Raw genomic sequence first — 23,333 nt, 5'->3', positions numbered from 1 at the left:
GGGGTTTAAGTATGCGATGATGCATGGTCTATGTTATTTAGTCAAATATATCGGCGACGTAATGCCGTTCAAATCATAAACTATTTTTCCGCCCATGACGGTGAGTTCGCATTCGAGTTTTTCTTTGCCTTCTACCTTATATCCGGTTTTGTCATAAAAACCGAAATTGCCTTTTCGCATCGAGAACACGGCTACGTCGGCGATGGCGCCTTCGGTAATGTGGCCCAGCTGCTCCCGATGGATCACTTTGGCTGGTTCCCAGGTGCTGGCTTTGATCACCGACGGCAGGTCCATCCCCATATTATAGAACTTCGACATAATGCTCAGCATGTCCTTCATCGAGCCGTTCATGCTGCCGGTGTGGAGATCGGTACTAATCGTGTTGGGGTAAAAACCGGCTTTCATAGCCGGGATCGCCTGCGAGTAGTTGAAACTTGCGCCGCCGTAGCCTACGTCGAAAATAATGCCTCTCTTGCGGGCTTCGAGTGCGAACGGTTTTACTTTTTGCGTGGCTTCATCCACGATTGTCTCTCTGATATTGCCTTCGAGCAGCGTGTATGCGTGTGTGTATATGTCGCCCGGGCGAAGGTGTTTCATAAACAGTTCTTCGAGCGGGAGGGGCGGTGTGCTGCCACCGAAATCGACCATCACCGGCATATTTGCCAGCTTTCCTGCTTTCACTGCGTTATCAACCGGTTTCCAATCTTTACCCTGGAAATGCGCCACTTTGAAACCCACCACGTCGTTGCGATTTTTGATCGCGACGCCCGCGGCCAGGTTTGGGTCCATATCGGCCGTATCCTGCTCCCAGTTGCCGCCGCGCATGCCTTGTCCTACGATGTTCAGGAACGAGAGTACGCGGGTTTTGGAATTGAAGATTACATTGTTTTTAAACTCTGAAAACGAATCCCAGCCGGCACCGCCCGCGTCGACGATCGTCGTTACGCCTACGCGGAAGGTGAAGCCGTCGGGTGGTAACGCCACCAAACCATTACTGAGATAATGGTTTGGCTCGGTACCGAAAAACACGTGTCCATGGATATCGATCAATCCGGGTGTTACATACATCCCTTTGGCATCCACTACCTGGCGGGCCTCCTTCGGATCGATATCCTTCGCCACTTTCCTGATCTTCCCTTCGAAAATACCGACATCCATTACCTGGTTGATATTGTTTTTCGGGTCGATCACCGTGCCGCCTTTAATCAGAACGCTGTACGTCTGGGCATGGGAAACTACGCCAAGCAGACATGCCAGAAGAGTGAAAAGGATAGACCTGTGTTGCATTTTACTTCTTGAAAAGGTTGGGTTTAGGAATATTAATGGTACTGTACATATTTAAACAACTGCTTTCGACAGCTCTTCTTTCAATCTGGATGCTACGATTTTCTCCTCGCCCGCTTTAAGCATCCAGGTGGTAATGGTGAGCGAATTGTTTTCGCCGGGCATTACCTCGATCGACGGGTTGCCTTTGCGAAGGCTTTCCTGCAAGGTTTTCACTGGCAGGCTGATCTTCGCCGCGTCCCACGATACTTTCAATGTAGGGGTATGATTGCCCAGTTCGGGGACAGTGACTTCGGTAACGACACCTTTCACGCTTTTTACAGCATTCTCGATGGTTGCCACGCGGTCTTCCCATATTTTCCACTCTTTCTTGTGATCCATCTTCACGAAATTGTCGAGTGCGACGTACATGCCGAGGATCTCTTCCTTATTCACCTTCATACCGCGCCCGATGGTCGATCCGCGCGGAGGCATGCTCAGGCGTGCAGCGTCGATGTACTGCTTTTTGCCCATCAGGATACCTGCGCTTTGTGGCCCGCGCATGGCTTTCCCGCCCGATACGCACACGAGGTCGAAGCCCAGGTCGTTGAAACGCCATAGGTTTTCAACGGGCGGCACATCGGCAGCCATATCGATCATAGTAGGAATGCCATTTTTCTTTGCAATCTCAATCCATTTTTCGTGATTGATCTGCCCTTTATCGGACTGAATGTGCAGGAACCACATCAATGCGGTCTTCTCATTAATCGCCTTCTGCAAATCTTCCACAGTTTCAACCTGGACGATTTTGCAACCGGTGTTCGTCAATGCATGCGAATAGCCGATGTTGTGGCCTTTCTGAATGATCACTTCCGACTTCATACCGGTACCTTCCAAATGCGGTAATGCTTCCACTTTTTTTGGGTCCATACCCGTGAGCACGCCCGCAAGCCCGAGCGTAAGTGCCGAGAAGCACCCGGCAGTCACCACCGCCGATTCGGCGTGGGTAATGGCGGCGATTTTCTCGCCTACTTTCGTCTGGACTTCATCGAGCATCATAAATTCTTTGGCCGCCCCCTGGATCGTAGCCACCACATCGTCCTGCATGAGGGACCCGGTCATCATTGTGTAGGTACCCGCTGCATTAATAAAGGTACGGATGCCGAGTTCTTTGGCGAGGTTACGGACTGGCGCCTTGACGAGCAGGTCGGCAGCTTCTGCGGTACCATTGCCCAAAAATCCGCCCAGGAGGGGAACTGTGGACAGATGCTTGATTAAATCTCTGCGGTTTATCATAATGGTTAAGGACTGAATAGATTGGTTAAAGGCTTTACAGAATGGTTTAGACGGTATGCAGAGCAAGGATGCATTTTATAGGCCTCAATACTCCGTTTGGTAAGATAATTTTTTTAATAATCAGAATTTAAAAAAATATACTTTGGTCAATGCCCGTTTCAATGCCTTTTTATTCCGATTAGTGGATCGTGAAAGTGCCCTCCGGAATTATTTGCCGGAAGGCACTGCTTACTACTCGTCCAACATTAATCTACATCCCACCAGATCGGGGTCGCTGCGCTGTCTTTTCCGCCAAGGTACGCTGCTACGGCTGCCTTGACTGCGTCGCCACCCGAATTGGTCACTACTGACGGATAAGTCAATCTTTTAATGAATGTCCCCGCAGGTAGATCCGGATTTTTAGTTACGGCAACCGGGTACAGCTTCGGATAGCCGGTTCTTCTGAACTCCGACCACGCTTCCGTGCCTTCGGGATACAATGCGATCCACTTTTGGGTGATGATCTTTTCGAGTTTTGTCTCGAAGCTCGCGGCCTCGTCCCACTTTACTGTGATTTTAGTTTGTGCGGCTATGTTGTTATTGGTGTTTTTAGGATCGACGTAGGCTGCCTGCGTTGTTGTGCCAAGCAAATACTCGTCTACACCACCTACGCCATTAGCTTTGAAAGATGCACGCACGCCCTCCTCATAAAACTTCTGTGCTGTGCCACCCATATTCCAGCCACGCAATGCTCCCTCAGCTCTCAGAAAATAGCTTTCTGCCACATCCAACTGCTTCACGGGAGCGCTTGTTGTTACATTCGGTAGTGAGAAAAATTGGTAACGGCTTTTATCGGGCCTTTCTGAGCCAGCACGAATGCCCTTGATCTTTCCGCCCGCCGATGCATCAGTAGCAGGTATGGCATAAATTGCAAGACGTGGGTCGTTGAAACCAGTCAGAAACGTTTCTATCGTCGCGGAGAGGCGTGTGTCCGACCATGCATTGGCCATGGTATAATAGGGATTTTCATTGCCTCCGGTTACAGAAAAGCCGATATCGGTCAACAATCCTCCCGCATCTGTGGCGACTGCGCTCTCGGCTTGTGTCTTGGCGAGTTCCGGTTTGACTTTTGAAATACGGATAGCCAGGCGCAATTTTAATGTGTTAGCCAGTTTGATCCAGTTGGTGTACTCTCCGGAAAGTGAGGATTTGTCCCATTTTGCAAAACGGGTTCTGTCTGCATTGGGATTAGCCGTTTCGGCAGCTTTGAGGGCCGTAATTGCCTTATTCAAATCCGAGAAGAATGCATTGTAAGCTTCTTCTTCTGAGTCGAAAGTGACTTGTGCAGACGTACCGTATTTTGTATACGGATAGGGGCCGAAGGTATCGACCAGTCTGTGAGCGCCTGCCACTTTGACGATCAACGCAATAGCGTATAGATCTGGATACTTCGTTTCATAGCCTTTTTTCCACATTTGCAGCCATTGATCCATAATGTTCGTAGTGGACGTGTTCCACGCAGTATTATTCCACCCATCGACCATGAAGTATGTAGTTGTGTTCTCATTATTTAAGAATGGCGTGGGGGTTTCCAGGTAGCCCGCATAGGACTCGGCTTGCAAATTTTGTTGGGTTTGAACCGCCGTAGTCGTCGCTACAATTCGGTTCATCATCAACGGAAGTAAAATGCCACCTTCGTTGGCGTCCTGAACGAGATCCTGATCAGTAATCAGCTTTTCGTCCTGATTCAGGGTTTGCATATAATCTGTACACGACGATACGGAAAGCAAACATCCGAGGGCCAGTACGCTGAATTTATATTTTTCTATAAAGAGTTTCATGAGAACGATAGTTATTAGAAGGTTGCACGAACGGTTACACCATATGAACGGGTAGCAGGAATGCTGAACCCTTCGATTCCCTGCATAGCGTTTGCGGTGGTAATGCTGACTTCAGGATCGAAGGGCGCGTCCTTATAGAAGAAGAAAAGGTTTCTGCTGATAAATGAAACGCTGATGTCCTTGATCGCTTTCGATACCTTGGGGAATGTATAGCCGATGGCTAGTTCACGCATACGCACATTAGTCGCGCTGAACATATACTCTTCCGCCGCTGCCGCCACGTCGCCCTTACCTGAGATAAAGTTGTAGTAGGTTTCGGCAGGGATCGTTTTGCCATTTACATTTACGCCACCCGCATCACGCGCATCGCCCGATCTTTTGGAAATGCCTTTGAAGTCAAGCCATTGCTCGGTCATAGAAGCAATTTTGCCACCGAACCGGCCGTCTACCAGGAACGAGAGGGTAGCATTTTTGTACTTGAACTGGTTATTAAATCCAAGCAGGAATTTCGGGTTCGCATTGCCCAGGTACTGGTCAGCACCGGTTGAAAGGAGTGGGAGGCCTGTGGTTTCGTTGTACTTGATCTTGCCATTTTCATCGCGCTGATAGGTTTTACCAAAAAGGTCCCCATACGAGCCGTATTTCCGTCCACCAAGATTTGAAATGCCCGGTTTAGTCAGGAAAAGTTGAAGCATCCTGGTGCTGCCGCTGGCTTGTAATACAAACCAGTTCGCGGTCAGTCGGTCACTTAATTCTCTGATTTCGTTAATGTTTCGCGAAAAGTTGACGCCTGGCGTCCAGCTTACGCCGCCGCCAAGGTCAGCTTTATAGCTGATTGTCGACTCAAATCCTTTATTCCGGATAGTCCCACCATTAATCCAGAAATTTGTTGCACCAGATCCCGGTGGGGCTACTATCTGGAACACCTGGTCGTAGGTAGTAGCATTATAGTAAGTAAAGTTTACGCTCAGTTTATCTTTGAAAAACCTCAGTTCTGTTCCGATTTCATAAGAGCGTGTGCGTTCGGGTTTAAGGTTTAGTGTGTCGTTCCCGTTAAAGAAAGGAAGGTTTGTTCGCCCGTTGACATTGTCGTCAACAGAAAGCGTATAGGGCGGCGTCCAATTAGCGACTCCAAATGGTAATGCATTGCCCACCTCAGCATAGGAGCCGCGAATCTTTGCGAAAGAAAGAATATTGCTTGGCTTCAAGTGTTCTGTTAGCACGTATGACAGGCCAACTGACGGGTAGAAAAAGGACTGCTTAACCGTAGACGACCATTCTTTTCGTGCAGTTACGTCCAGAAAGAAAGTTTCCTTATATCCAACCGTAGCTGTACCAAAAAGTGCTTGAGATAGTCTTTTTTGTAAGCTTTCGGTCGCATTGAAATACCCTTTCGAGACTTCACCTACAGTCCCGCTTTGCATTGCGTAAATTGAAAAGTAGTTCGGGAAAGACAGGGTATTGGCCGCGCCATTATTCCCCACATTTAAATCGTAAAATGTATTCTGCGTGTTGCTGAAACCCAGGGTCGCAGAAAGGAACAGGTCTTTACCGAATGTCTTGGTGCCGCTCAGCAAAATGTCGGAATAGAGCTGGTCGGTGTTGGTGAGGTTCTTGCGGTAACCACCGTTGCTTCCCACGAGGGTCGGGTCGGACGATGCATACTGGCGCAGTTCGTAAGTATCTTGCACTTTATCGTAAGTCGTGCGTCCTTGAAGGTTCAGCCAGTCCGTGATCGCCCATTTGGCAGAGAAAGCGTAAATGGTGCGGTTTCGGAACTGGTCGGTCTGGTTGCGTTTGGACAACCAGTAAGGGTTTTGGTTCGAGCTCGCTTCGTTCTTGATGTACGGCCAGTTTTGGACATTCATCAAACGTGCCGGGTCCCATTTTTCGAAGTTGTTACCGCTGTATTTGGAGAAATCATCTCCCGTCGGGAAGAGGTAAAGGCTGAAAATCGGGCTGTAATAAAAACCTGATTGCGGACGATTGTAGACCTTCTGCTCGATGTAGTTGACCGATGCGTCGAGTGATAGTTTGTTGTTGAAGAGCTGTGTGGTACCACGAAGGTTTACATTATGACGATTGTAATCGTTTTCCGGAACAATACCGTTCGCTTTGGTATTCGCATATGACACATAGAATTGACCAATATCGTTACCGTTCGTGATGGAAAGACTGTTTACGAAAGTTTTGCCGGTTTCGAAGAAATCTTTCAGGTGCTTGTCGCTGCCGTTGGTGATTTTTGGCCCCCAGCTGTCATTTACCGTTGTATTGGCCACACCGCCGTAGCCCTGCCCATAAGAAGTTTGTACTTGCGGTAATGCAATTGGGTTTTCAAAATTGGCGGTGGAAGAGAAATTGATCGATGCATGCCCTTTACGGCCCTTTTTGGTGGTGACGAGGATAACCCCATTTGCGGCTTGACTACCATACAATGCTGCCGCAGAAGCCCCTTTCAGGATCGAAATGTTCTCAATATCCTCCGGGTTAAGATTTGAAATCGCGTCGCCCGCGTCACGGGTATCGAACAAAGTGCTTCCCTGGGCTCCGTTGGCACTGTTCATCGGAATCCCGTCGATCACATACAATGGCTGGTTGTTACCTGTGATGGATTTGTTACCGCGGAGCAGCACTTTGGAAGAAGACCCAGGACCACCCGTTCCCTTTGTGATAACTACGCCGGCAGCCTTTCCGGCTAGCGAGTTCACCATATTAGGGTCCTTTACGCGTGTTAGTTCCTCACCGCCGACATTCTGCTGTGCATAAGTCATGCTTTTGGCATCCTTCTCGATACCGAGTGCAGTTACAATTACTTCGCCGAGCTGCTTTATATCGTCGAGCATTACGACGTCGATCACCGAACGGCTACCGACGGTAATTTCTTGGCTGGAATAGCCAATAGAAGAAACTATGAGGACCGAATTGTCATCGCTCACATTGATCGAAAACTTGCCATTTATATCAGTGGTTGTTCCCGTCGTTGTTCCTTTTACCAGAATGTTGGTTCCCGGAATACCCGCTCCTTTGGCGTCCTTCACCGTACCGCTCACTTCTTTTGCAAGCGCCCTGATATTCGGGGCCGGAACAGTCGTTTCGATTACAGTGGTATGGGATACCGGCTTGTCGTTGATTACAATATTATTGTTGATCTGCGTATAACCAAGTCCTGTGCCCGACAATATGGTTTCCAGAACTTCTTTAACCGTTTTGTTTTCCAGGGAAACCGAAATGCGTTTCTTTTTGTCGATTCGCTCAATGCTTGTGACAAATTTGAAATCACTTTTCTTCTCGATAGCCAGAAATGCTTTTTGCAGCGTGGCCTCTCTAAGGTAAAGCGAGATCTTCACTTCTTCGATGCTTTGCACTGAGCCTGGATTCACCGCGAAGGCAGGTCCGATGATTGCGAGGATCATGACCATCAGCACGAATAGCTTCCAATGCCGGTTGGCGACATGGTGTTGTTGTACTGGTAACAATTTGCTCATACGATTGGGTAGAAAAGGTTAAATTAGGAATTGAGGGATTATATAAAACTGCACATAGCTATACTGATCGGTAAATGCATGTTTACACGCAAGGGCCGTCGGCCTGAATTGGAATATGTCTTTTTTGATTTATCTGCAAGCCCCGCCGCGAACGGAAACCTCAGTACCTTCTATCTTATAGCGGAATGAGTTCGAAATGCTTAATAGTTTCAGTACATCCTTTAATGTGGCGCCTTCGTTGAAGTTAGCCATCACACGACAATCATTTAAATTCTTGTCCGTCAGGGTGATGGTCACACCGTAATGTTCTTCAAGCCTGGCGATTACTTCACTATATGTATTATTCCGAAAAACAAGTTGTTCCTTACGCCAAGCGCCAATGTCGAATATGCTGACGATATCTATATACGTTTCATCCTTTTCTGTGTTAATCACCAGTTCTTGTTGCGGAGTAAGCTGCGTGATACGAATAGGGGATCCCTTTTTAATTTCCTTACTGACCTCTACTTTGCCTGTCGCCACGGAGACAGAGGCTGTCTCATCCCCCTTGTAAGCACGAACATCAAACGACGTCCCCAAAACCCGCGTCGAGATCCGGTCGCTCTTGACGATAAATGGCTTTTCAGGATTCGGTACCACTTCGAAAAACGCTTCTCCTTGCAGATAAACCTGTCTTTCGTCACCGTCGAACTCTTTGGGATATTCGAGTTTACTGTTTTTATTGAGCCATACCTGCGTCCCGTCAGGCAGTTCTATACTCACAATGTCCTTCGTGCCGCTGGTGCGGGTTTCCATCACGGCGCCGACGGTGCTTCGCGAATCGTGCTGCCTGCTTACGACCAGATAACCCAGCCCCGTTGCCAGCAAAATACTCGCCGCGGCCATCCAGGAGCCGATTTTGAAAAATCTTGGCCTTTCGGGTGCTTCTTCTTCGGCCGCGTACTCCTGCTCCGCCATTTTTGCGTGCAGCTTCGAAAGCCCGCTTTCCAGGTTGAATGCCGGATCGTTCTCCGGTTCTTTTTCCTGCTTCCAGGCCGCTTCTATCTGCCGGAACAACAGCAGGTTATCATATTCTTCAAGCCACCATTCCATAGCCAGCTTTTCTTCCGGGCTGCATTCGCCAGCTAAATACTTGGCGATAAGGGGCCATGGTGTGTGATCGGACATCAAATTCAGAGCTTTCTAATGTTAGGACAAATAAAAAATAGGGATACCCCCATCCCGTCAGAATATTTTTTAAATCTGATAAGTTTTTTGCAGAAGTTTCAGTTGTTTAATGGCCTTACCCATTTGGTTTTCTACTGTTTTGGCGGAAAGAGAGAGGATTTCGGCGATTTCGTTGTAGGTAAAGCCTTCGAAGCGGTTGAGCTGGAAGATCGCCTTTCTCTTTTGCGGGAGGTAATTGATAAGGTCAGTAATGCGGCTTTCGAACTCGTGGTACATCAGTTCGTCGTCCGGGCCGGGCGTTTCTTCGATCATATCGTCGCTGAGCTCTTCCATGACGTATTTTTCCTGCTTCATGTAGTTAATGCAGGTGTGCCGCGTGGCAGTGAAGAGGTAGGAGCGTACATTCTTTTCGACCGTCAGGCTGTCCCGTTTGTCCCAGATCCTGAAAAAGACATCAGCTACAATCTCCTCGGCGAGGTCCTTACGGTTGTTGAGGTAGGTGGCAAAACGGCATAGCGAGTAATAGTATTTCCGGAAGAGGCAATCCAGCGCCCGGTTATCTCCTTGCTTGATCAGGGAAATAAGAAGCAAATCATCCTGGCCGTTCATCATAAACTGTGGCTAAATTGGGTATCAGGTAATTCCAAAACTTTATTCAATGACCTTGTCGGGGCGTCCGGAGTGATCGGCTATTATTACCTTATTTAGAATCTGTACAAGTCAATTTTTGTGCCAGACATTAAAATAGTAATATTTTCTTTGGTGTATTTTAAATAATAACGAAGAATAGCATTAAGAATTCTAAAATTAAAAAAGTTGATGGAAATAAGCACAAATCGCTGAAAATATTCTTCCATATTGTTTTTTCAGCCATCCGCACCCATTTCCATCAAGGGTATCAGGGGATAATAATCAATTCAGGAACAGCTGTTTCACGCATACGGGTGTGGGGGTGCTGATCTCTTTCCCGGTATAAGTCAATTGGCCGGTAGCGGCGTCGCGTTTGAAGAAGACCGCATTGTCATTGTCACGGTTGGTCACGATGGCAAATTCACCTTTGGCGTCGATCAGGAAGTTGCGCGGATGCTTGCCGTGCGTATCCGCGTGGCCTGCGACGGTCAGCTTCCCGGTTTTGGCGTCTACCGCGTAAATGGCCAGACTTTCGTGGCCGCGGTTGGAAGCGTAGAGGAATTTTCCGTCCGGCGAGAAATGGATGTCGGCGGCGTAGCTTTTACCCGTAAAATCCGACGGCAGCATAGTTACCCGCTCGAACGGCACCAATGCACCGCTTCCTTTCACGATCTTGAAAGAATTGACCACCGAAGCCAGCTCACAGGCAGAATAACCGAAGTTGCCGTTCGGGTGGATCGCGAAATGGCGTGGACCATCACCGGCTTTTACCTCTGCATAGGGAACGGAGCCAGGCGTTAGTTTGCCGGTCTGTGGATCAACGGAGTAAACCATGATTTTGTCGATGCCCAAATCCGAAGCGTAGATGTACTTGCCGTCCGCAGAGGGGATAATGGAGTGCATATGCGGCTTTTGGTCGGGGCGGCCTTTGTCCTGAATAGTGTCCGCCAATGCGCCGATGCTGCCGTCCTGGTTGAGCTTGTACACGGCCAGGTCACCACTTCCGTAGTTCGATAAATAAATGAAACGGCCCTTTGGATCAACACTGACATGGCAGGGGCCACGGCCTTGCGACGGCTGCGAGTTCAATGCGGTGAGTTTGCCGGAAGTCTGGTCGATCGCGTAGGCCGAAACAGTGCTATTGCCCTCATTAGCGGCGTAGAGGTACTTTTTATTGGGGTGAAATTCGAGGAAAGAAGGGCTTGTTTTGCTCGTCAATACCTGCAACTCTTTGAAAGAATAGTCACTGCGGTCGAATTCGTAGACATAAATGCCCTCACCCTTTTGCGTATAGGTACCGAGGTACAGTATTTCCTTTTTGGGTTTCTGTGCAAAAGCTGTCATAGCCGACAATAAAAGGATGAATGAAAGAATGGTTCGTTTCATGATTCGGGAAAAGGTTGAGATAGATTATAATGCCTTTATTCAAACACCAACGTGCCGAACTTATTGAATTCGTGGAAGCTGCCACCGGTTTTTTGCCAGGAATAATAAGCTGTTTCACTGTCGTAGTCGATGCGGTAGAAATTGCCGCGCCATTTGTCGCCGGGCTTGGGGGCTGCATTGGCAATTGGGTTCATTAATGCGAAAGGAATGAAGAATTCCGCTTTCCAGCCTTCTACGGCCGCCATGCTCTTCTTTTGCCCACCTTGCGCGCTGGTTTCGTGCTGTACCCGGTTGCGATCCGTGTAATGCCAGGGTTTCCAGCCTTGTGCACGGCCTTTGATGTTCGGGACAAGGATCGCCAGCTCGTAGTTCAGCGGCGAAACTTCGTATTCGAGGTAAATGGGCACCGAAGTGTCGGGCCAGAGGAATACTTCTACCACATCCTCCTTGAACAGCGCGCCGAAGTCCTCCATAATGGTCGAGGTCAGTTTCTGGTCGGTGCAGTCGAAGAGGAAGTACATCCCCTTGTCGGAGTAGAGGATTTTGACGCGGGTAGGGAGCTGTTTGCCGGGCGCCGGCTGGTTGGGGCCCTTCTGGACGGTGAGGTTGAACCATTGAGCGGCCGACCAGTTGGGTGCGGTGCCTTCGCCGTTAACTTGGAAGTCGGTCGTTTTCCTGACGGTCAGGGAAGAGTCGGGAATAACCTCAGCGGCATGTCCACCGTACATGAGGCCGCATGCGAGCAGTCCCATGAGAACAAATTTTTTCAACATTCATTAAAAAGGGTTAGGATTGGAAAACAGGTTCAGGTGTTGCCAAGTGTGTTCATTTGCAGTCAGATGTGCTGATAATTACCCGGCGATGCAGGTATTCCGGTGCAACAGGCGATGATTTTTTTTCTGGCTGGCAATTTCAAGAGGTTTTTACATTTTACCAAATCATTATTTTTGTAGTGTCAATTATTGATGAAATCTTTCGGCAGGAAAGAAGATATGGTAGCGGAATATTTTAATAATTTAGGTCGTACGTTTTTAACATTGAAAACATTTAACAAAAAACTGTCATGATACGCGAAAGTGGAGAACTGGCCTTTGCTGACATCAGCGAGGCGATTTTAGAACCAGCTGTTTTCCCTGACTACCAAGGGAGCACAAAAAAGACCCGTCCGGTAGCGCAAGATCCTTATGGAGATGATGACGACGAAGATGAGGATTTGGATGAGGAAACCGGCGATGAAAAGGTCATCGACGAGTTTGATGAAGATATAGATGATCGCGAAATAGTTATCGAAGACGGTGACGAACTCCTTAGGAGACTCGACGATTTCGACGATGATGACGACGATTTTTGAGAACCATTTAAGAATTAATACCTGCCTCTGGATCATTTCCAGGGGCGTTTTTATGTGGAACTTATGAGTAATGAAATGCGGGTTGTGACTTATTCACCTAAATTGTTCAATTCCTCACCTTTCCTAATCCATGCGTTCCACCGAATCCAATGTTACACAAAGCATTACGCAGGTAATCGCTGCTTCTTCCTTAGGTACATTAATTGAATGGTATGATTTCTACATTTTCGGCAGCCTGGCGGTCATTATCGGCCAACAGCTCTTCCCGAGCGATGCCGGTGCCTCTGCGCTGATCAACACACTCGCGATCTTTGCTGCGGGTTTCATTGTGCGGCCTTTTGGCGCTTTGGTATTTGGCCGCCTGGGTGACCTTATCGGCCGGAAATATACATTTCTGCTGACCCTCGTGCTGATGGGCGGTTCCACATTCCTGATCGGCCTTATTCCTTCCTATTCCAGCATTGGCTATGCCGCACCCATTCTCGTGCTAATCCTTCGCCTGGTGCAGGGGCTGGCGCTCGGGGGCGAATACGGGGGCGCGGCCACCTATGTAGCCGAGCACGCGCCCGTAGGTAAACGGGGCTTCTTTACCAGCTGGATCCAGACGACCGCTACGCTGGGCTTGTTCCTTTCATTAGGGGTGATTGTCCTGGCTAAAAACATTTTGGGCGCAAAAAACTTTGCCGACTGGGGCTGGCGCATTCCGTTCCTGGTATCGATACTGCTCGTGGTCGTGTCTATTTATATCCGGATGAAGATGCATGAGTCGCCGGTTTTCTCCAAACTGAAAGCCGAAGGGAAAGTCTCCGCTAACCCTTTGAAAGAAAGTTTTCAAAAGAAGGCGAATTTCAAGATGGTGCTTGTAGCATTATTTGGTGCCACAATGGGGCAGGGTGTAGTATGGTACACCGGGCAGTTTTACGCGCAATCTTTTCTCGAAAATACCTGCAAGCTCGACTTCAACGAATCGCGGTACATTCTGCTGTGGGCGATCGTTTTCGCGACGCCGTTTTTTGTGATTTTTGGTTCGTGGAGTGATAAAGTGGGCCGCAAATGGATCATGCTGACCGGTATGGCGCTCGGGGTGATCTGCTACCGGCCGATTTACCAATACTTTCTGGATGCCACGAACGTGAAAGAAATGCAGAAAACCATGCTCCTGAGCGAATCGGAGCCGGTCATCGAGCGCGCGCTGGTACCCAACAAGGCAGACTCCCTGATCACCACCACCGTCACAAAAACCCTCACAAACGGCATGACTTTCAAAGAATCGAAGGTTGAGGTTACCACCGAAGACGTGCTGGCCGAGGTTCCTGGTGTACAAACGGTGATCAAGGACGTGACGCTTTCCACGCAATCGTACATCATGGTGATTGCACTTGTATTCTTCCAGATACTCCTCGTAACGATGGTTTACGGCCCGATCGCCGCATTCCTTGTTGAGCTTTTCCCGACGCAGATCCGCTATACCTCCATGTCGCTGCCTTACCACATCGGGAACGGCGTTTTCGGGGGATTGGTACCGTTCATTGCTACATTAATCGCCTCATTCCAAGGTTCTACGCCGCTTTCGGGGCTTTGGTACCCCATCGGAATAGCAGCATTGTCGTTCGTAATCGGAGCGGTTTACATCGATAACCGCCGCGGTGACAATGTGATGGATTAGCTCTTTTAAAAGGCATTTGACATTTATATAACCAATACAAAATGAGTGGTTTAAAAAAAATACTAGGACTTCTCTGGATCGTACTCGGTCCGGCTATCATTATATTCCTCTTCATGCAGGCAGCCGATAAAATTGCCGCCGCTTCGGAAGGCATCGCCCGAACGAATACGATCCTGCAATGGTCGATCATCATCCTCATTTTCATTCCAATCTGCACCGGGCTGGTGATTTTCGGCTACTACGCCTGGAAAGGTGAGTATGATCATTTGCCGGAGAGTTCGGAAGAGTTGTCATGAGGGGCTAATTTTGAATGAGTGAATGAGTGAATAGTTTCTTTTGTTATTGTTAATATTGAACGTGAGTGGATAGTTACTCACCGGAAACATCCATACATTCAATCATTCATTCACTCATTCATCATGCAAACCGACACCTTCATCCTCTCCGCCGCACGTACGCCTATCGGCAGTTTTGGCGGGGTACTTTCTTCTGTGCATGCCGCAAAGCTCGGTGCGACTGCCATTCAAGGCGCAATTTCTAAATCTGGTATCGATCCCGCTTCGGTAGACGAGGTGCTTATGGGCAATGTTGTTTCCGCTAACCTTGGTCAGGCGCCGGCGCGGCAGGCTGCTATTTATGCAGGACTGCCTGTTTCGGTGATTTGTACGACGGTGAACAAGGTTTGTGCCTCAGGGATGAAGGCAACGGCTTTGGGCGCGCAGGCGATTCAGCTGGGCGACGCGGAAATTGTCGTAGCCGGAGGAATGGAAAATATGTCCCAAATTCCTTATTATTTACCAAAAGCACGTAATGGCTATGCCTACGGCCATGGTGAGATTGTCGACGGGTTGCTAAAAGACGGGCTCACGGATGTTTATGACCAGATCGGTATGGGCGTTTGCGGGGATAAGACAGCCTTGAAATACAACATTTCGCGGGAAGCGCAGGACGAATACGCGATCCGATCCTATCAGCGCTCAGCGGAGGCGACAGTGAATGGCTCGTTCGATAGTGAAATCGTAGCTGTTGAAATCACGTCGGCCAAAGGCGAGATAACCACGGTGCGTGAAGACGAAGAATACAAGCGCGTTAAATTTGAAAAAATACCGACACTGAAACCCGTTTTCTCCAAGGATGGAACAGTTACCGCGGCCAATGCTTCGACGATCAATGACAGCGGTGCTGCGCTGGTGCTGGCTGGCGGCAATGCGGTGAATGCCCGAAAGCTGAAACCCATCGCACGCATTGTCGCCTATGCGGACGCTGAGCAGGAGCCTGCATGGTTTACGACTACCCCTGTGCTGGCAACGGAAAAAGTGTTGAAAAAAGCCGGATTGAAAATTTCAGACATCGACTATTTCGAAGTAAATGAAGCATTTGCGGTAGTCGCATTGGCCTATATTCAGGCGTTGAACCTGGATGTGGAGAAGGTGAATGTTTTCGGTGGCGCGGTGTCGCTCGGGCATCCGCTGGGAGCGTCCGGCGCGCGCATTATCACGACATTGCTATCCGTTTTAGAGAAAAATAATGGCAAATACGGCCTTGCTGCCATTTGCAACGGCGGGGGAGGAGCTTCTGCTATGATTGTCGAAAGGCTGTAACGGTCAGCGGATCAGGACTTTCAGTCGATTGTAAAAGCCGGTGCTTTTGAAAGTGAAGGTTTTGTGCAGAATGTAGTTGCTGATAAAGCTGAACCCCATCCCGATGACATAACAAACCATTTCGGTCACATTCACTTCCTTTTTGGCGAAGGAGAACTTCACTTTATAAACCTCCATGCCCAGGTAATCGACAAGTACTTTCGAAGATCCGATGGTGAACGCCCAGGTAATGAAAAGGGAAACCATGGATACCATGAGGAATTTTACCATTTCGCGGCGCGTCTGGTTGCTCTTGCGCGCGTCGAAAGCGAAAAGTTTGGTGAGGGTGAACCCCCAGAAAAAACCTATGATGTAGGAAGGAACAATGGAATCGCTCCACGAGATATTAAACCAATCCTGAATAAGACTACTGGAAACTAACTGGATCAAAGCACCGGTACCCGCAACAACAAAATAGGCTATGATATCTTTGGGATTGAAGATCTTGTTCTGCTTGATTTGGGTCACTGGTGTGTTAGTTTGATTGGAACGGCGTACCTGATTGAGGCCCCAATATTAGAAAGAAAATGGTCTGGAAACAAAACAGCACCCCCGATTTCGAGTAAATGGACTTTTGAGAAGCAGGGGTCATTTTAAGTCAAGGATGATCGTTATCTTGAATTTATTCCTAAATTCTTTTACTTTAATCCCAATCTCGGCACGGGCCTGAGGCATAACTTTTAACGGAATTATCGGTGAAAAGACTTTCTATCATGGCGGCGATCGCCACTATTGCCGTCGCAACCTTCTCATGCTCCGCAGCATTGCAGCGGCGCTACGACCAACGCCACGGCGTTTCTTCATCGACTTCATCGACCGACCGCTCCTCGCGCGCTCCGGAGGGAACAAGGGATAGTCAAACGGCCGACCCGAATTATCGAAAGGATTACGACCGGGTCGTGGACGGTAATGGTTCGGGAGGAGGTGTTACTACACCCATAAGCGGTAATGCGGGTTATAATCAGCAGCTGTTCAACCAGTATACAGAAATGGACAAGCTTGCGGAAGTGGTTCTGTATGAATTGGATAATCTTGAAAACAAATACAATAACCTGCTCAACGAATACAAAAATGCCAAATCTTCGTCGCGGCAGGTGATGGCCATAGAACTCGACAGGATCAGTGACGACCGGCTGATGCTTTACAAAACTTACACCAACATTTACCGCAATGGCAAATCCGATTGGGCCAATGTGAAACGCGACGTCGATGCTACGCTCCGCGAATACAGGAAGAAAAACTGATTACCAGCCCGCGCCTTTTGTATTGGTTTTAATGCGGCAAACGTAGCCGTCTACCGTCATATATAATGTGGATCCATCATTCCCCCAGGCGCAATTGGAGGTCAGTTCGCCCATTTCGATGCGGCCGAGCAGCTTTCCGGCGGGGCTGATAATGAGCATGCCGCCCGGGCCGGACGACCACAGGTTGCCATCTTTATCAATTTTGAGGCCGTCGGGCAGGCCGGGAACGCCTCTTTTACCCATGGACGTGGCATCGTAAACCAGCTTTCCCTTGCCCGCATTGCCGTTCGCATCGAGCGGGTAAGCCATCCAGATCGACTTCTCGGGGTCGGATTGGGCAACATACAAGGTCTTACCGTCGGGTGAGAACGCGAGGCCGTTCGGGCGGCTGAGGTCGCTCGCCTGCATACTCACCTTGCCGTCTTTATGAATGCGGTACACGCCGAATTGCGGGATTTCGCGGGTGGGGTCTTCGTGTTTTTTGGCAAGGCCGTACGGCGGATCGGTGAAGTAGTAATCGCCGTTGCTGTGCTGCACCACGTCGTTGGGGCTGTTGAAGCGCTTGCCTTCGAAATTATCTGCCAGCGTAACTTTTCCACCAATATTTAAAGGCATGGCCGAAATGCGGCGGTCGCCGTGTTCGCAGGAAACGAGGCGGCCTTTGTTGTCGATAATCAGGCCGTTGCTGCCAGGTTCGTCACTGTAAACGCCGCGGCCGGTATAGCCCGATGGTTCGAGAAATATGGAAAGACCTTCCTTCTCATCCCATTTGTAAACCTTGTTCTTTGGAACGTCTGAAAACAGCAGGTAACCGCCGTCTTTAACCCACACCGGCCCTTCCGACCACTCGAATCCCGAAGCTAACACTTCAATTTTAGCCTCTTTGGACAACAATTTTTCGAATGAGGGATCTTCATAGACGATCTTGCCCATCGTAGGGTAGGACTTTTGCGCCATAGCAGTACAGGTCAGAAGGAGGATCAGACAGGTGGAAACAATACCGGATTTCATAGGGAATGCATTTGCAGTACCGACAACGATTTAGCAATAAAGAACCGGTGCGGTACTTCCCTACTGCTTTTCGCCAGTGCGGGTATTGCCCGCCGGTGCCAGAATGATACTCGAATGTGCGGATAACCGCTTCGTCGTCAGATTCGTCTCATGCAATGGATCAGTCGAGAACAGCACTTGGGTAAACAGCGATTTATCTTCGGGTATTGTTAATTCACTTTCGGTATCTCCGAGATTATGAATGATAACGAGCGACCGGTCGACGTGCGGGCGGAAATAGGCGAGCAGCCGATCGTCCCCCAGGCGCACGGGTTGCAGGTTGGGCGCAAGGATCTGGTTCAGCGCGGGCTCGCTTCTGCGCAGGTGTATGAGTTTTTTGTAATGATTGAAAACAGAATTTAAATCGCCGGTCTGTTCCGAAAGGGGCGCCACTGTTTTCAGGGTTGTAAATTCCGGCGTGATCCAGTTGGTCAATTGCGGATCGTCGGGGTCGGGCGCCCAGAGGAAAGGCTCGCGAATGTAGGGATCTGGCTTTTTCCCCAGCATCCCAATTTCTTCCCCATAGTATAAATAGGGCTGGCCCGGGAGTGTAAGCAGAATACTGGCGGCAAGTTTGATCTTTTCGATATCGCCGCCTACAACGCTCCCTATCCGCTCCTGGTCATGGTTGGTAAGCATAATCGCATTGACAAATAGCGGGTTGTATTTTTGGAACAGATTAAAACTCGCCTGTAATTTGTCGATGATCTCCTCATCGCGCCCGGCCAGGAGCATACGTTGCAATGCAAAGCTGAGATCGAAATGAAAAGTGGCATTCAAGTTGCGGAAATAGGGGGCTACCTCTTCGGTTTCGGCCCATACTTCGGCTACTGTAAATGCACCCGGCTTTACTTCTCCCACGATTTTTGAAAAAAACTCCCAGAAACTAGTGCTCTGCTCCTGATCCCATTCGGGGTAAATATGCCTGGCCGCGTCGAGACGAAACCCATCTACACCCACGTCATTCAACCAGAAACGGATAATTTTAGCGATTTCTTCCCGCAATGCCTCCGAATGATAGTTGAGGTCGGGCATGCCTTTGTAAAAAAGGCCGTAATACTTTTCGTCGTCACCGGGGTTCTTGTGCCATGGGTAGACAACCTGCGAATCGTCGGAGGTTTCCCGTTCAGAAATACCGAGGTGATCGATCTGATCTTCGTTCATCCACCAATAGAAGTGCCGGTAGGGATTGTCCTTGCTTTTGCGCGCTTCCTCGAACCACGGATGCAGTGTGCTGGTGTGGTTCACGATGAGGTCGAGGTAAATGGCGATCCCGCGCTCGTGCGCACCCGCGAGCAGACGCCTGAAGTCGCCCATCGTGCCATATTCGGGATCGATGGCGTAGTAGTCGGTGACGTCGTATTTGTGGTAGCTTGGTGAAGGATGGATTGGCGTGAGCCAGATCGCCTCGATACCCAGATCGGCCAGGTAATCCAGTTTGGAAATAATACCGTTCAGGTCGCCGATGCCGTCGCCATTCGAATCGCAGAAAGAACGGACGAATATCTCATAACAAACTTTCGGGATACTGGCTGACCTGTCTGCAAACATAGCGGGGCATTAATGAAAATGCGGTTTCAATAGCTGGTAAACGACCTGGACCGGCAAGCCCATAATCGTGTAGTACGACCCTTCGATTTTCTCTATCCCGACCATCCCTATCCACTCCTGGATGCCATAGGAGCCAGCTTTGTCGAAGGGTTTGTATTGCTCAATATAGTGGTTGATTTCCCAATCTTCCAAGTTTCGGAAATAAACTTCTGCTATATCGGCCACGGTTTGAATTTCACCATCCGACAACAGGCTCACCGCTGTCACAACCTTGTGGCTTCTGCCTGAAAGTATCCGGATCATCCGGAAGGCATCTTCCTGGTCGGCTGGCTTGCCGAGAATGTGGTGGTCAGCGATCACAACCGTGTCCGCCGTCAATACCAGGGATTCGGGGCTGTGGCCACGGAACTGCTCGGCTTTTTCCCGTGAAATATAACCTGCTACCGCTTCTGCGGGTAACTCTGCGGGGTAGCTTTCATCGGTGGGGAGCACTTCAACGACGAATTCAAAGCCGGCTTCGTGTAGTAATTGTTTTCTTCTGGGGGAGTTGGAGGCGAGGATCAGCGGTTTTTTTAACGGGATCATGTCAGGTGGTTGTCATTGGGGTAGTCAGGTGGTTGTTATTGGTATTCAATTTTTGTCATTGGAAATCAGTTACTTACTTGTATTTCTCTATCCTTTGATAAAATTTTTTAAAATATTTTTTACCTGACTGAACTATTTCTTTGCCAATAGATGTTAATACATTAAATGTATATACATCATTATTGCATTTAACCCGATTGGCTATGTCTATTGAAACTGATATAAAGCAAAAAAAATTTCGAAGCCCCTTCCAAAAGCTGGCATTAAACCTGGTGTATACCACCAAGTGGCTCGAATATAAGCAGCTGGAATCTTTCAAGGAGCACGACATTACGCCACAACAATATAACGTGCTGAGGATTCTGAGGGGACAGCAGGGCAACCCGATCAAGGTGAGCGACATTACGGAGCGCATGCTCGATAAGAGTTCCAACACGTCCCGGCTTGTGGACAAACTGCTGGCGAAGAACCTGGCCAAGCGGACATCCTGTGAAAGCGACCGCCGCGCCGTGGACGTTGTGATTACCGAAGAAGGGCTCGACCTGCTGAAAGTGCTGGACCCGTTTATTGAGGATTGGGAAAACCGTTTCAATATTATTTCCGAAGCGGAAGCCGAGCAGATCAGCGCATTGCTCGACAAGCTGCGGGAAAACGAAAATCAAGCTTAGAACACAATTAACACAAATCCATAATTCACTTTAATTTTTAATCAAAACTACAATGAAATCAATTAAATTTTTTGTCGCATCTCTTGCAGTAGCGTTGTTTGTATCTTCTTCTGTTTCAGCAGACAATGGTAAAAAAGCCACCAGCCTGAAAGTGAATCCTGCTAAAAGCGAACTGACCTGGGTGGGTAAAAAAGTTACCGGCGAGCACACAGGTAAAATCACCTTGAAAGAAGGAACGATCACGTTGGACGGCGCTAAATTGACCGGCGGTAAATTCGTTGCCGACCTGAACAGCATTACTTGTACTGATCTTACCGACAAAGAATACAACGGTAAACTGATCGGACACTTGAAATCCGACGATTTCTTCGGCGTTGAAAAACACCCTACTGCAACTTTCGTAGTGACAAAAGCTACTCCAAAAGCAACCGGTGTTTACGATGTAACCGGCGACCTGACGATCAAAGGCATTACCAAACCGGTAACTTTCCCTGTAACCGTTAAAACTACTGCTACTGGTGCGGAAGCGACTGGTACACTCGTTGTTGACCGTTCGAAATACGACATTAAATACAACTCGAAATCATTTTTCGATAACCTCGGCGACAAAATGATCCACGACGATTTCTCTATCGACGTGAAATTGGTTGCTGCAAAATAATTACCCGCAGGCGGTTGCCTGGTATCAACCGTCGGCATTTGTATGACCTGAATGTTAAAAGAACCTGTCTGTATTGGACAGGTTTTTTTTGTGGTCAGGAATTGAAATCGCGGTATTGGGGGAAATCGTCCATGAAATGGATTTGCCCGTTCACAGCCTGGAAGCAATAGTGTGCCATTCCGTTGGTAACTGCCAGGTATTGAGGTTGTAATGTGAAATTATAACGACTGATCTGCGCGAAAGTGGCGTCTGAAACACTAACGAACGGGGCTTTGCATTCGACCAGCAGGAATGGCAATGCATTGTTGGAAAGTACCATGATGTCGGTACGCTTGGCGAGCGTATTGTATTGTAAGCCAGTCTCTATCGCGAAAAGCGATTTGGGATAGCCATAATGCGTGATGAGCAAATGGATGAAATGCTGGCGCACCCATTCTTCAGGAGTGAGCGTTACGAATTTCCTGCGGATGATGTCGAAAATATGCGGTTTCCCGTTTACCTGCTTAACTTTGTAGGCGAATCCGGGAAGGTTCAATGATTCCATGAACGAAGATAATCAACCCCTGGTGCCTTCACCAACAAACCTGCTAATTTCATGACCACCAAAGAACAGATCGTCGAAAACTGGCTCCCACGCTATACGGGTACGCCTGTGGAGGAGTTTGGAAGTTACATCCTGCTGACCAACTTCGGAAATTATGTGACCATGTTCGCCGAAAAGTTCGGGGTGGAAGTACGGGGACAGGGCCGCGCCATGCAAACCGCGACAGCGAAGGATATTACCATTATCAATTTCGGGATGGGGAGCCCTATGGCTGCTACCGTAATGGACTTATTATCCGCCATTAATCCAAAGGCTGTGTTGTTTTTGGGTAAATGTGGTGGTTTGAAGAAAACACAGGTAGGTGACCTGATCCTCCCGATCGCCGCTATCCGTGGCGAAGGTACGAGCGATGACTACATGCCCTCTGAGATTCCGGCATTACCGTCCTTCCGTTTGCAAAGTACCGTTTCGGCCGCCATTAAAAAGCAGAAGCTCGATTACTGGACCGGCACGGTTTATACCACCAACCGCCGCATCTGGGAGCACGACGACAGCTTCAAGGAATACCTGCGGGAAATCCGCGCGATGGCCATCGACATGGAAACCGCTACTATATTCATTGTAGGTTTCGCAAACTCCATTCCGCACGGCGCATTGCTGCTCGTTTCCGACAATCCACTGGTGCCGGAAGGTGTAAAAACCGAGGAAAGCGACAAAAAAGTGACGTCGAGCTATGTGAAACAGCATCTCGAAATCGGCATTGAAGCATTGACCGAACTTGCCCGCTCCGGGGAATCGGTGAAGCATATGCGTTTCGAGAACTGATAACAGTCATGATCGCTGTGGGAACCTGTGGCGGTAGCTTCGGAGTTGTAAAGTTGGCCGGTAGTGAATCCGGTAGCTAATTTTATGGAACAACAGTCATTATACGAGCGCATTGGCGGCGACGCCGCGCTGCGGCAACTCACCGATAAATTCTACGATCAGGTTTTTGAGCATGAGCTCATTTCCCGGCTTTTCAAAACGGACAAAGACCTGATCAAGGAAAAGCAGCGTCTTTTCCTCACCCAATTCCTCGGTGGCCCGCAACTCTACTCCGATGTGTACGGTCATCCCATGATGCGAGCCCGTCACATGCCCCACACCATCACCGAAGACGACGCCGTGGCCTGGCTGCAATGCATGGCATCCGCCGTGAGCGAATTGCCACTCAGCAAAGAGCTGAAAGATGAGTTGTTTGACCGGTTCCCGCGGACGGCGTTTTTTATGGTGAATTCCTGAAAAAGTTTATTCTACAAACCGTTACCCTTTCGATATTCTGACGTC

General features: G+C 48.9%; 22 protein-coding genes. 9 read left to right on the top strand and 13 right to left on the bottom strand.

Going from position 1 to position 23,333, the window contains the following annotated elements; genetic code table 11:
* Positions 1 to 33: 33 nt before the first annotated feature.
* The 8 genes from IEY24_RS20495 to IEY24_RS20460 form a co-directional block, all read right to left on the bottom strand.
* A complete protein-coding gene (locus tag IEY24_RS20495) occupies positions 34 to 1,287 on the bottom strand; it encodes an amidohydrolase/deacetylase family metallohydrolase (protein WP_188935549.1) in 1,254 nt (417 codons plus the stop codon).
* Between the two features lie 51 nt (positions 1,288 to 1,338).
* Positions 1,339 to 2,559 carry an aminotransferase class V-fold PLP-dependent enzyme gene (locus tag IEY24_RS20490; protein ID WP_188935547.1) on the bottom strand — a complete coding sequence of 407 codons (1,221 nt, stop codon included), beginning with the start codon at positions 2,557 to 2,559 and terminating at the stop codon, positions 1,339 to 1,341.
* A gap of 245 nt (positions 2,560 to 2,804) precedes the next feature.
* Complete coding sequence (locus IEY24_RS20485; protein WP_188935545.1) at positions 2,805 to 4,379, bottom strand: SusD/RagB family nutrient-binding outer membrane lipoprotein; 1,575 nt, start codon at positions 4,377 to 4,379, stop codon at positions 2,805 to 2,807.
* Positions 4,380 to 4,393: 14 nt separating this feature from the next.
* Positions 4,394 to 7,864: a SusC/RagA family TonB-linked outer membrane protein gene (locus IEY24_RS20480; protein WP_188935543.1), complete on the bottom strand. Its 3,471-nt coding sequence runs from the start codon at positions 7,862 to 7,864 to the stop codon at positions 4,394 to 4,396.
* A gap of 129 nt (positions 7,865 to 7,993) precedes the next feature.
* Positions 7,994 to 9,031, bottom strand: a complete 1,038-nt coding sequence (locus tag IEY24_RS20475) for a FecR family protein (RefSeq protein WP_188935541.1) — start codon at positions 9,029 to 9,031, stop codon at positions 7,994 to 7,996.
* A gap of 69 nt (positions 9,032 to 9,100) precedes the next feature.
* Entirely contained in the window at positions 9,101 to 9,643 is a 543-nt protein-coding gene (locus IEY24_RS20470) for an RNA polymerase sigma factor (RefSeq protein WP_188935539.1), read from the bottom strand.
* Positions 9,644 to 9,943: 300 nt separating this feature from the next.
* Positions 9,944 to 11,047: a lactonase family protein gene (locus tag IEY24_RS20465; protein WP_229222782.1), complete on the bottom strand. Its 1,104-nt coding sequence runs from the start codon at positions 11,045 to 11,047 to the stop codon at positions 9,944 to 9,946.
* Between the two features lie 35 nt (positions 11,048 to 11,082).
* Complete coding sequence (locus IEY24_RS20460; RefSeq protein WP_188935537.1) at positions 11,083 to 11,820, bottom strand: carbohydrate-binding family 9-like protein; 738 nt, start codon at positions 11,818 to 11,820, stop codon at positions 11,083 to 11,085.
* A 290-nt stretch (positions 11,821 to 12,110) separates the two neighbouring features.
* Between IEY24_RS20460 and IEY24_RS20455 the strand changes: the two genes are divergently transcribed.
* The 4 genes from IEY24_RS20455 to IEY24_RS20440 all read left to right on the top strand — a co-directional run bounded on the left by IEY24_RS20455 (position 12,111) and on the right by IEY24_RS20440 (position 15,665).
* Entirely contained in the window at positions 12,111 to 12,398 is a 288-nt protein-coding gene (locus IEY24_RS20455) for a hypothetical protein (RefSeq protein WP_188935535.1), read from the top strand.
* Between the two features lie 130 nt (positions 12,399 to 12,528).
* A complete protein-coding gene (locus IEY24_RS20450; RefSeq protein ID WP_188935533.1) occupies positions 12,529 to 14,064 on the top strand; it encodes an MFS transporter in 1,536 nt (511 codons plus the stop codon).
* A 41-nt stretch (positions 14,065 to 14,105) separates the two neighbouring features.
* Positions 14,106 to 14,360 (top strand): DUF6814 family protein, encoded by a 255-nt coding sequence (locus tag IEY24_RS20445; protein ID WP_188935531.1) that lies wholly within the window; start codon positions 14,106 to 14,108, stop codon positions 14,358 to 14,360.
* 123 nt (positions 14,361 to 14,483) lie between these two features.
* Complete coding sequence (locus IEY24_RS20440) at positions 14,484 to 15,665, top strand: acetyl-CoA C-acyltransferase (RefSeq protein ID WP_188935529.1); 1,182 nt, start codon at positions 14,484 to 14,486, stop codon at positions 15,663 to 15,665.
* A 3-nt stretch (positions 15,666 to 15,668) separates the two neighbouring features.
* Here the strand turns inward: IEY24_RS20440 and IEY24_RS20435 are convergent, their stop codons facing one another.
* Positions 15,669 to 16,172 carry a GtrA family protein gene (locus IEY24_RS20435; RefSeq protein WP_188935527.1) on the bottom strand — a complete coding sequence of 168 codons (504 nt, stop codon included), beginning with the start codon at positions 16,170 to 16,172 and terminating at the stop codon, positions 15,669 to 15,671.
* A 227-nt stretch (positions 16,173 to 16,399) separates the two neighbouring features.
* Here IEY24_RS20435 and IEY24_RS20430 point away from each other — a divergent pair, with 227 nt between their 5' ends.
* Positions 16,400 to 16,948, top strand: coding sequence for a hypothetical protein (locus tag IEY24_RS20430; RefSeq protein WP_229222780.1), 549 nt, complete (start codon positions 16,400 to 16,402; stop codon positions 16,946 to 16,948).
* Here the strand turns inward: IEY24_RS20430 and IEY24_RS20425 are convergent, their stop codons facing one another.
* The 3 genes from IEY24_RS20425 to IEY24_RS20415 are packed head-to-tail and all read right to left on the bottom strand — an operon-like array spanning position 16,949 to position 20,134.
* On the bottom strand, positions 16,949 to 17,959 hold the full coding sequence (locus IEY24_RS20425; protein ID WP_438821074.1) for an SMP-30/gluconolactonase/LRE family protein: 1,011 nt from the start codon (positions 17,957 to 17,959) through the stop codon (positions 16,949 to 16,951).
* A gap of 60 nt (positions 17,960 to 18,019) precedes the next feature.
* Positions 18,020 to 19,549, bottom strand: a complete 1,530-nt coding sequence (locus tag IEY24_RS20420) for an alpha-amylase family glycosyl hydrolase (RefSeq protein WP_188935525.1) — start codon at positions 19,547 to 19,549, stop codon at positions 18,020 to 18,022.
* 9 nt (positions 19,550 to 19,558) lie between these two features.
* On the bottom strand, positions 19,559 to 20,134 hold the full coding sequence (locus tag IEY24_RS20415) for a Maf family nucleotide pyrophosphatase (RefSeq protein ID WP_188935523.1): 576 nt from the start codon (positions 20,132 to 20,134) through the stop codon (positions 19,559 to 19,561).
* A 203-nt stretch (positions 20,135 to 20,337) separates the two neighbouring features.
* Here IEY24_RS20415 and IEY24_RS20410 point away from each other — a divergent pair, with 203 nt between their 5' ends.
* On the top strand, positions 20,338 to 20,802 hold the full coding sequence (locus IEY24_RS20410) for a MarR family winged helix-turn-helix transcriptional regulator (protein ID WP_188935521.1): 465 nt from the start codon (positions 20,338 to 20,340) through the stop codon (positions 20,800 to 20,802).
* 52 nt (positions 20,803 to 20,854) lie between these two features.
* Positions 20,855 to 21,463, top strand: coding sequence for a YceI family protein (locus IEY24_RS20405; RefSeq protein WP_188935519.1), 609 nt, complete (start codon positions 20,855 to 20,857; stop codon positions 21,461 to 21,463).
* Between the two features lie 94 nt (positions 21,464 to 21,557).
* Here the strand turns inward: IEY24_RS20405 and IEY24_RS20400 are convergent, their stop codons facing one another.
* On the bottom strand, positions 21,558 to 22,007 hold the full coding sequence (locus IEY24_RS20400) for a type I restriction enzyme HsdR N-terminal domain-containing protein (RefSeq protein WP_188935517.1): 450 nt from the start codon (positions 22,005 to 22,007) through the stop codon (positions 21,558 to 21,560).
* Between the two features lie 51 nt (positions 22,008 to 22,058).
* Here IEY24_RS20400 and IEY24_RS20395 point away from each other — a divergent pair, with 51 nt between their 5' ends.
* Positions 22,059 to 22,832, top strand: coding sequence for an AMP nucleosidase (locus IEY24_RS20395; protein WP_188935515.1), 774 nt, complete (start codon positions 22,059 to 22,061; stop codon positions 22,830 to 22,832).
* A gap of 84 nt (positions 22,833 to 22,916) precedes the next feature.
* Entirely contained in the window at positions 22,917 to 23,288 is a 372-nt protein-coding gene (locus IEY24_RS20390) for a globin domain-containing protein (protein WP_188935514.1), read from the top strand.
* The last annotated feature ends 45 nt before the right edge of the window (positions 23,289 to 23,333 follow it).

The sequence above is a fragment of the Dyadobacter endophyticus genome (assembly GCF_014641595.1).
In the GTDB taxonomy this organism is placed as follows: domain Bacteria; phylum Bacteroidota; class Bacteroidia; order Cytophagales; family Spirosomataceae; genus Dyadobacter; species Dyadobacter endophyticus.
Note: the sequence above shows the minus strand (reverse complement) of the source record. Positions and strands in the feature narration are given on the sequence as shown.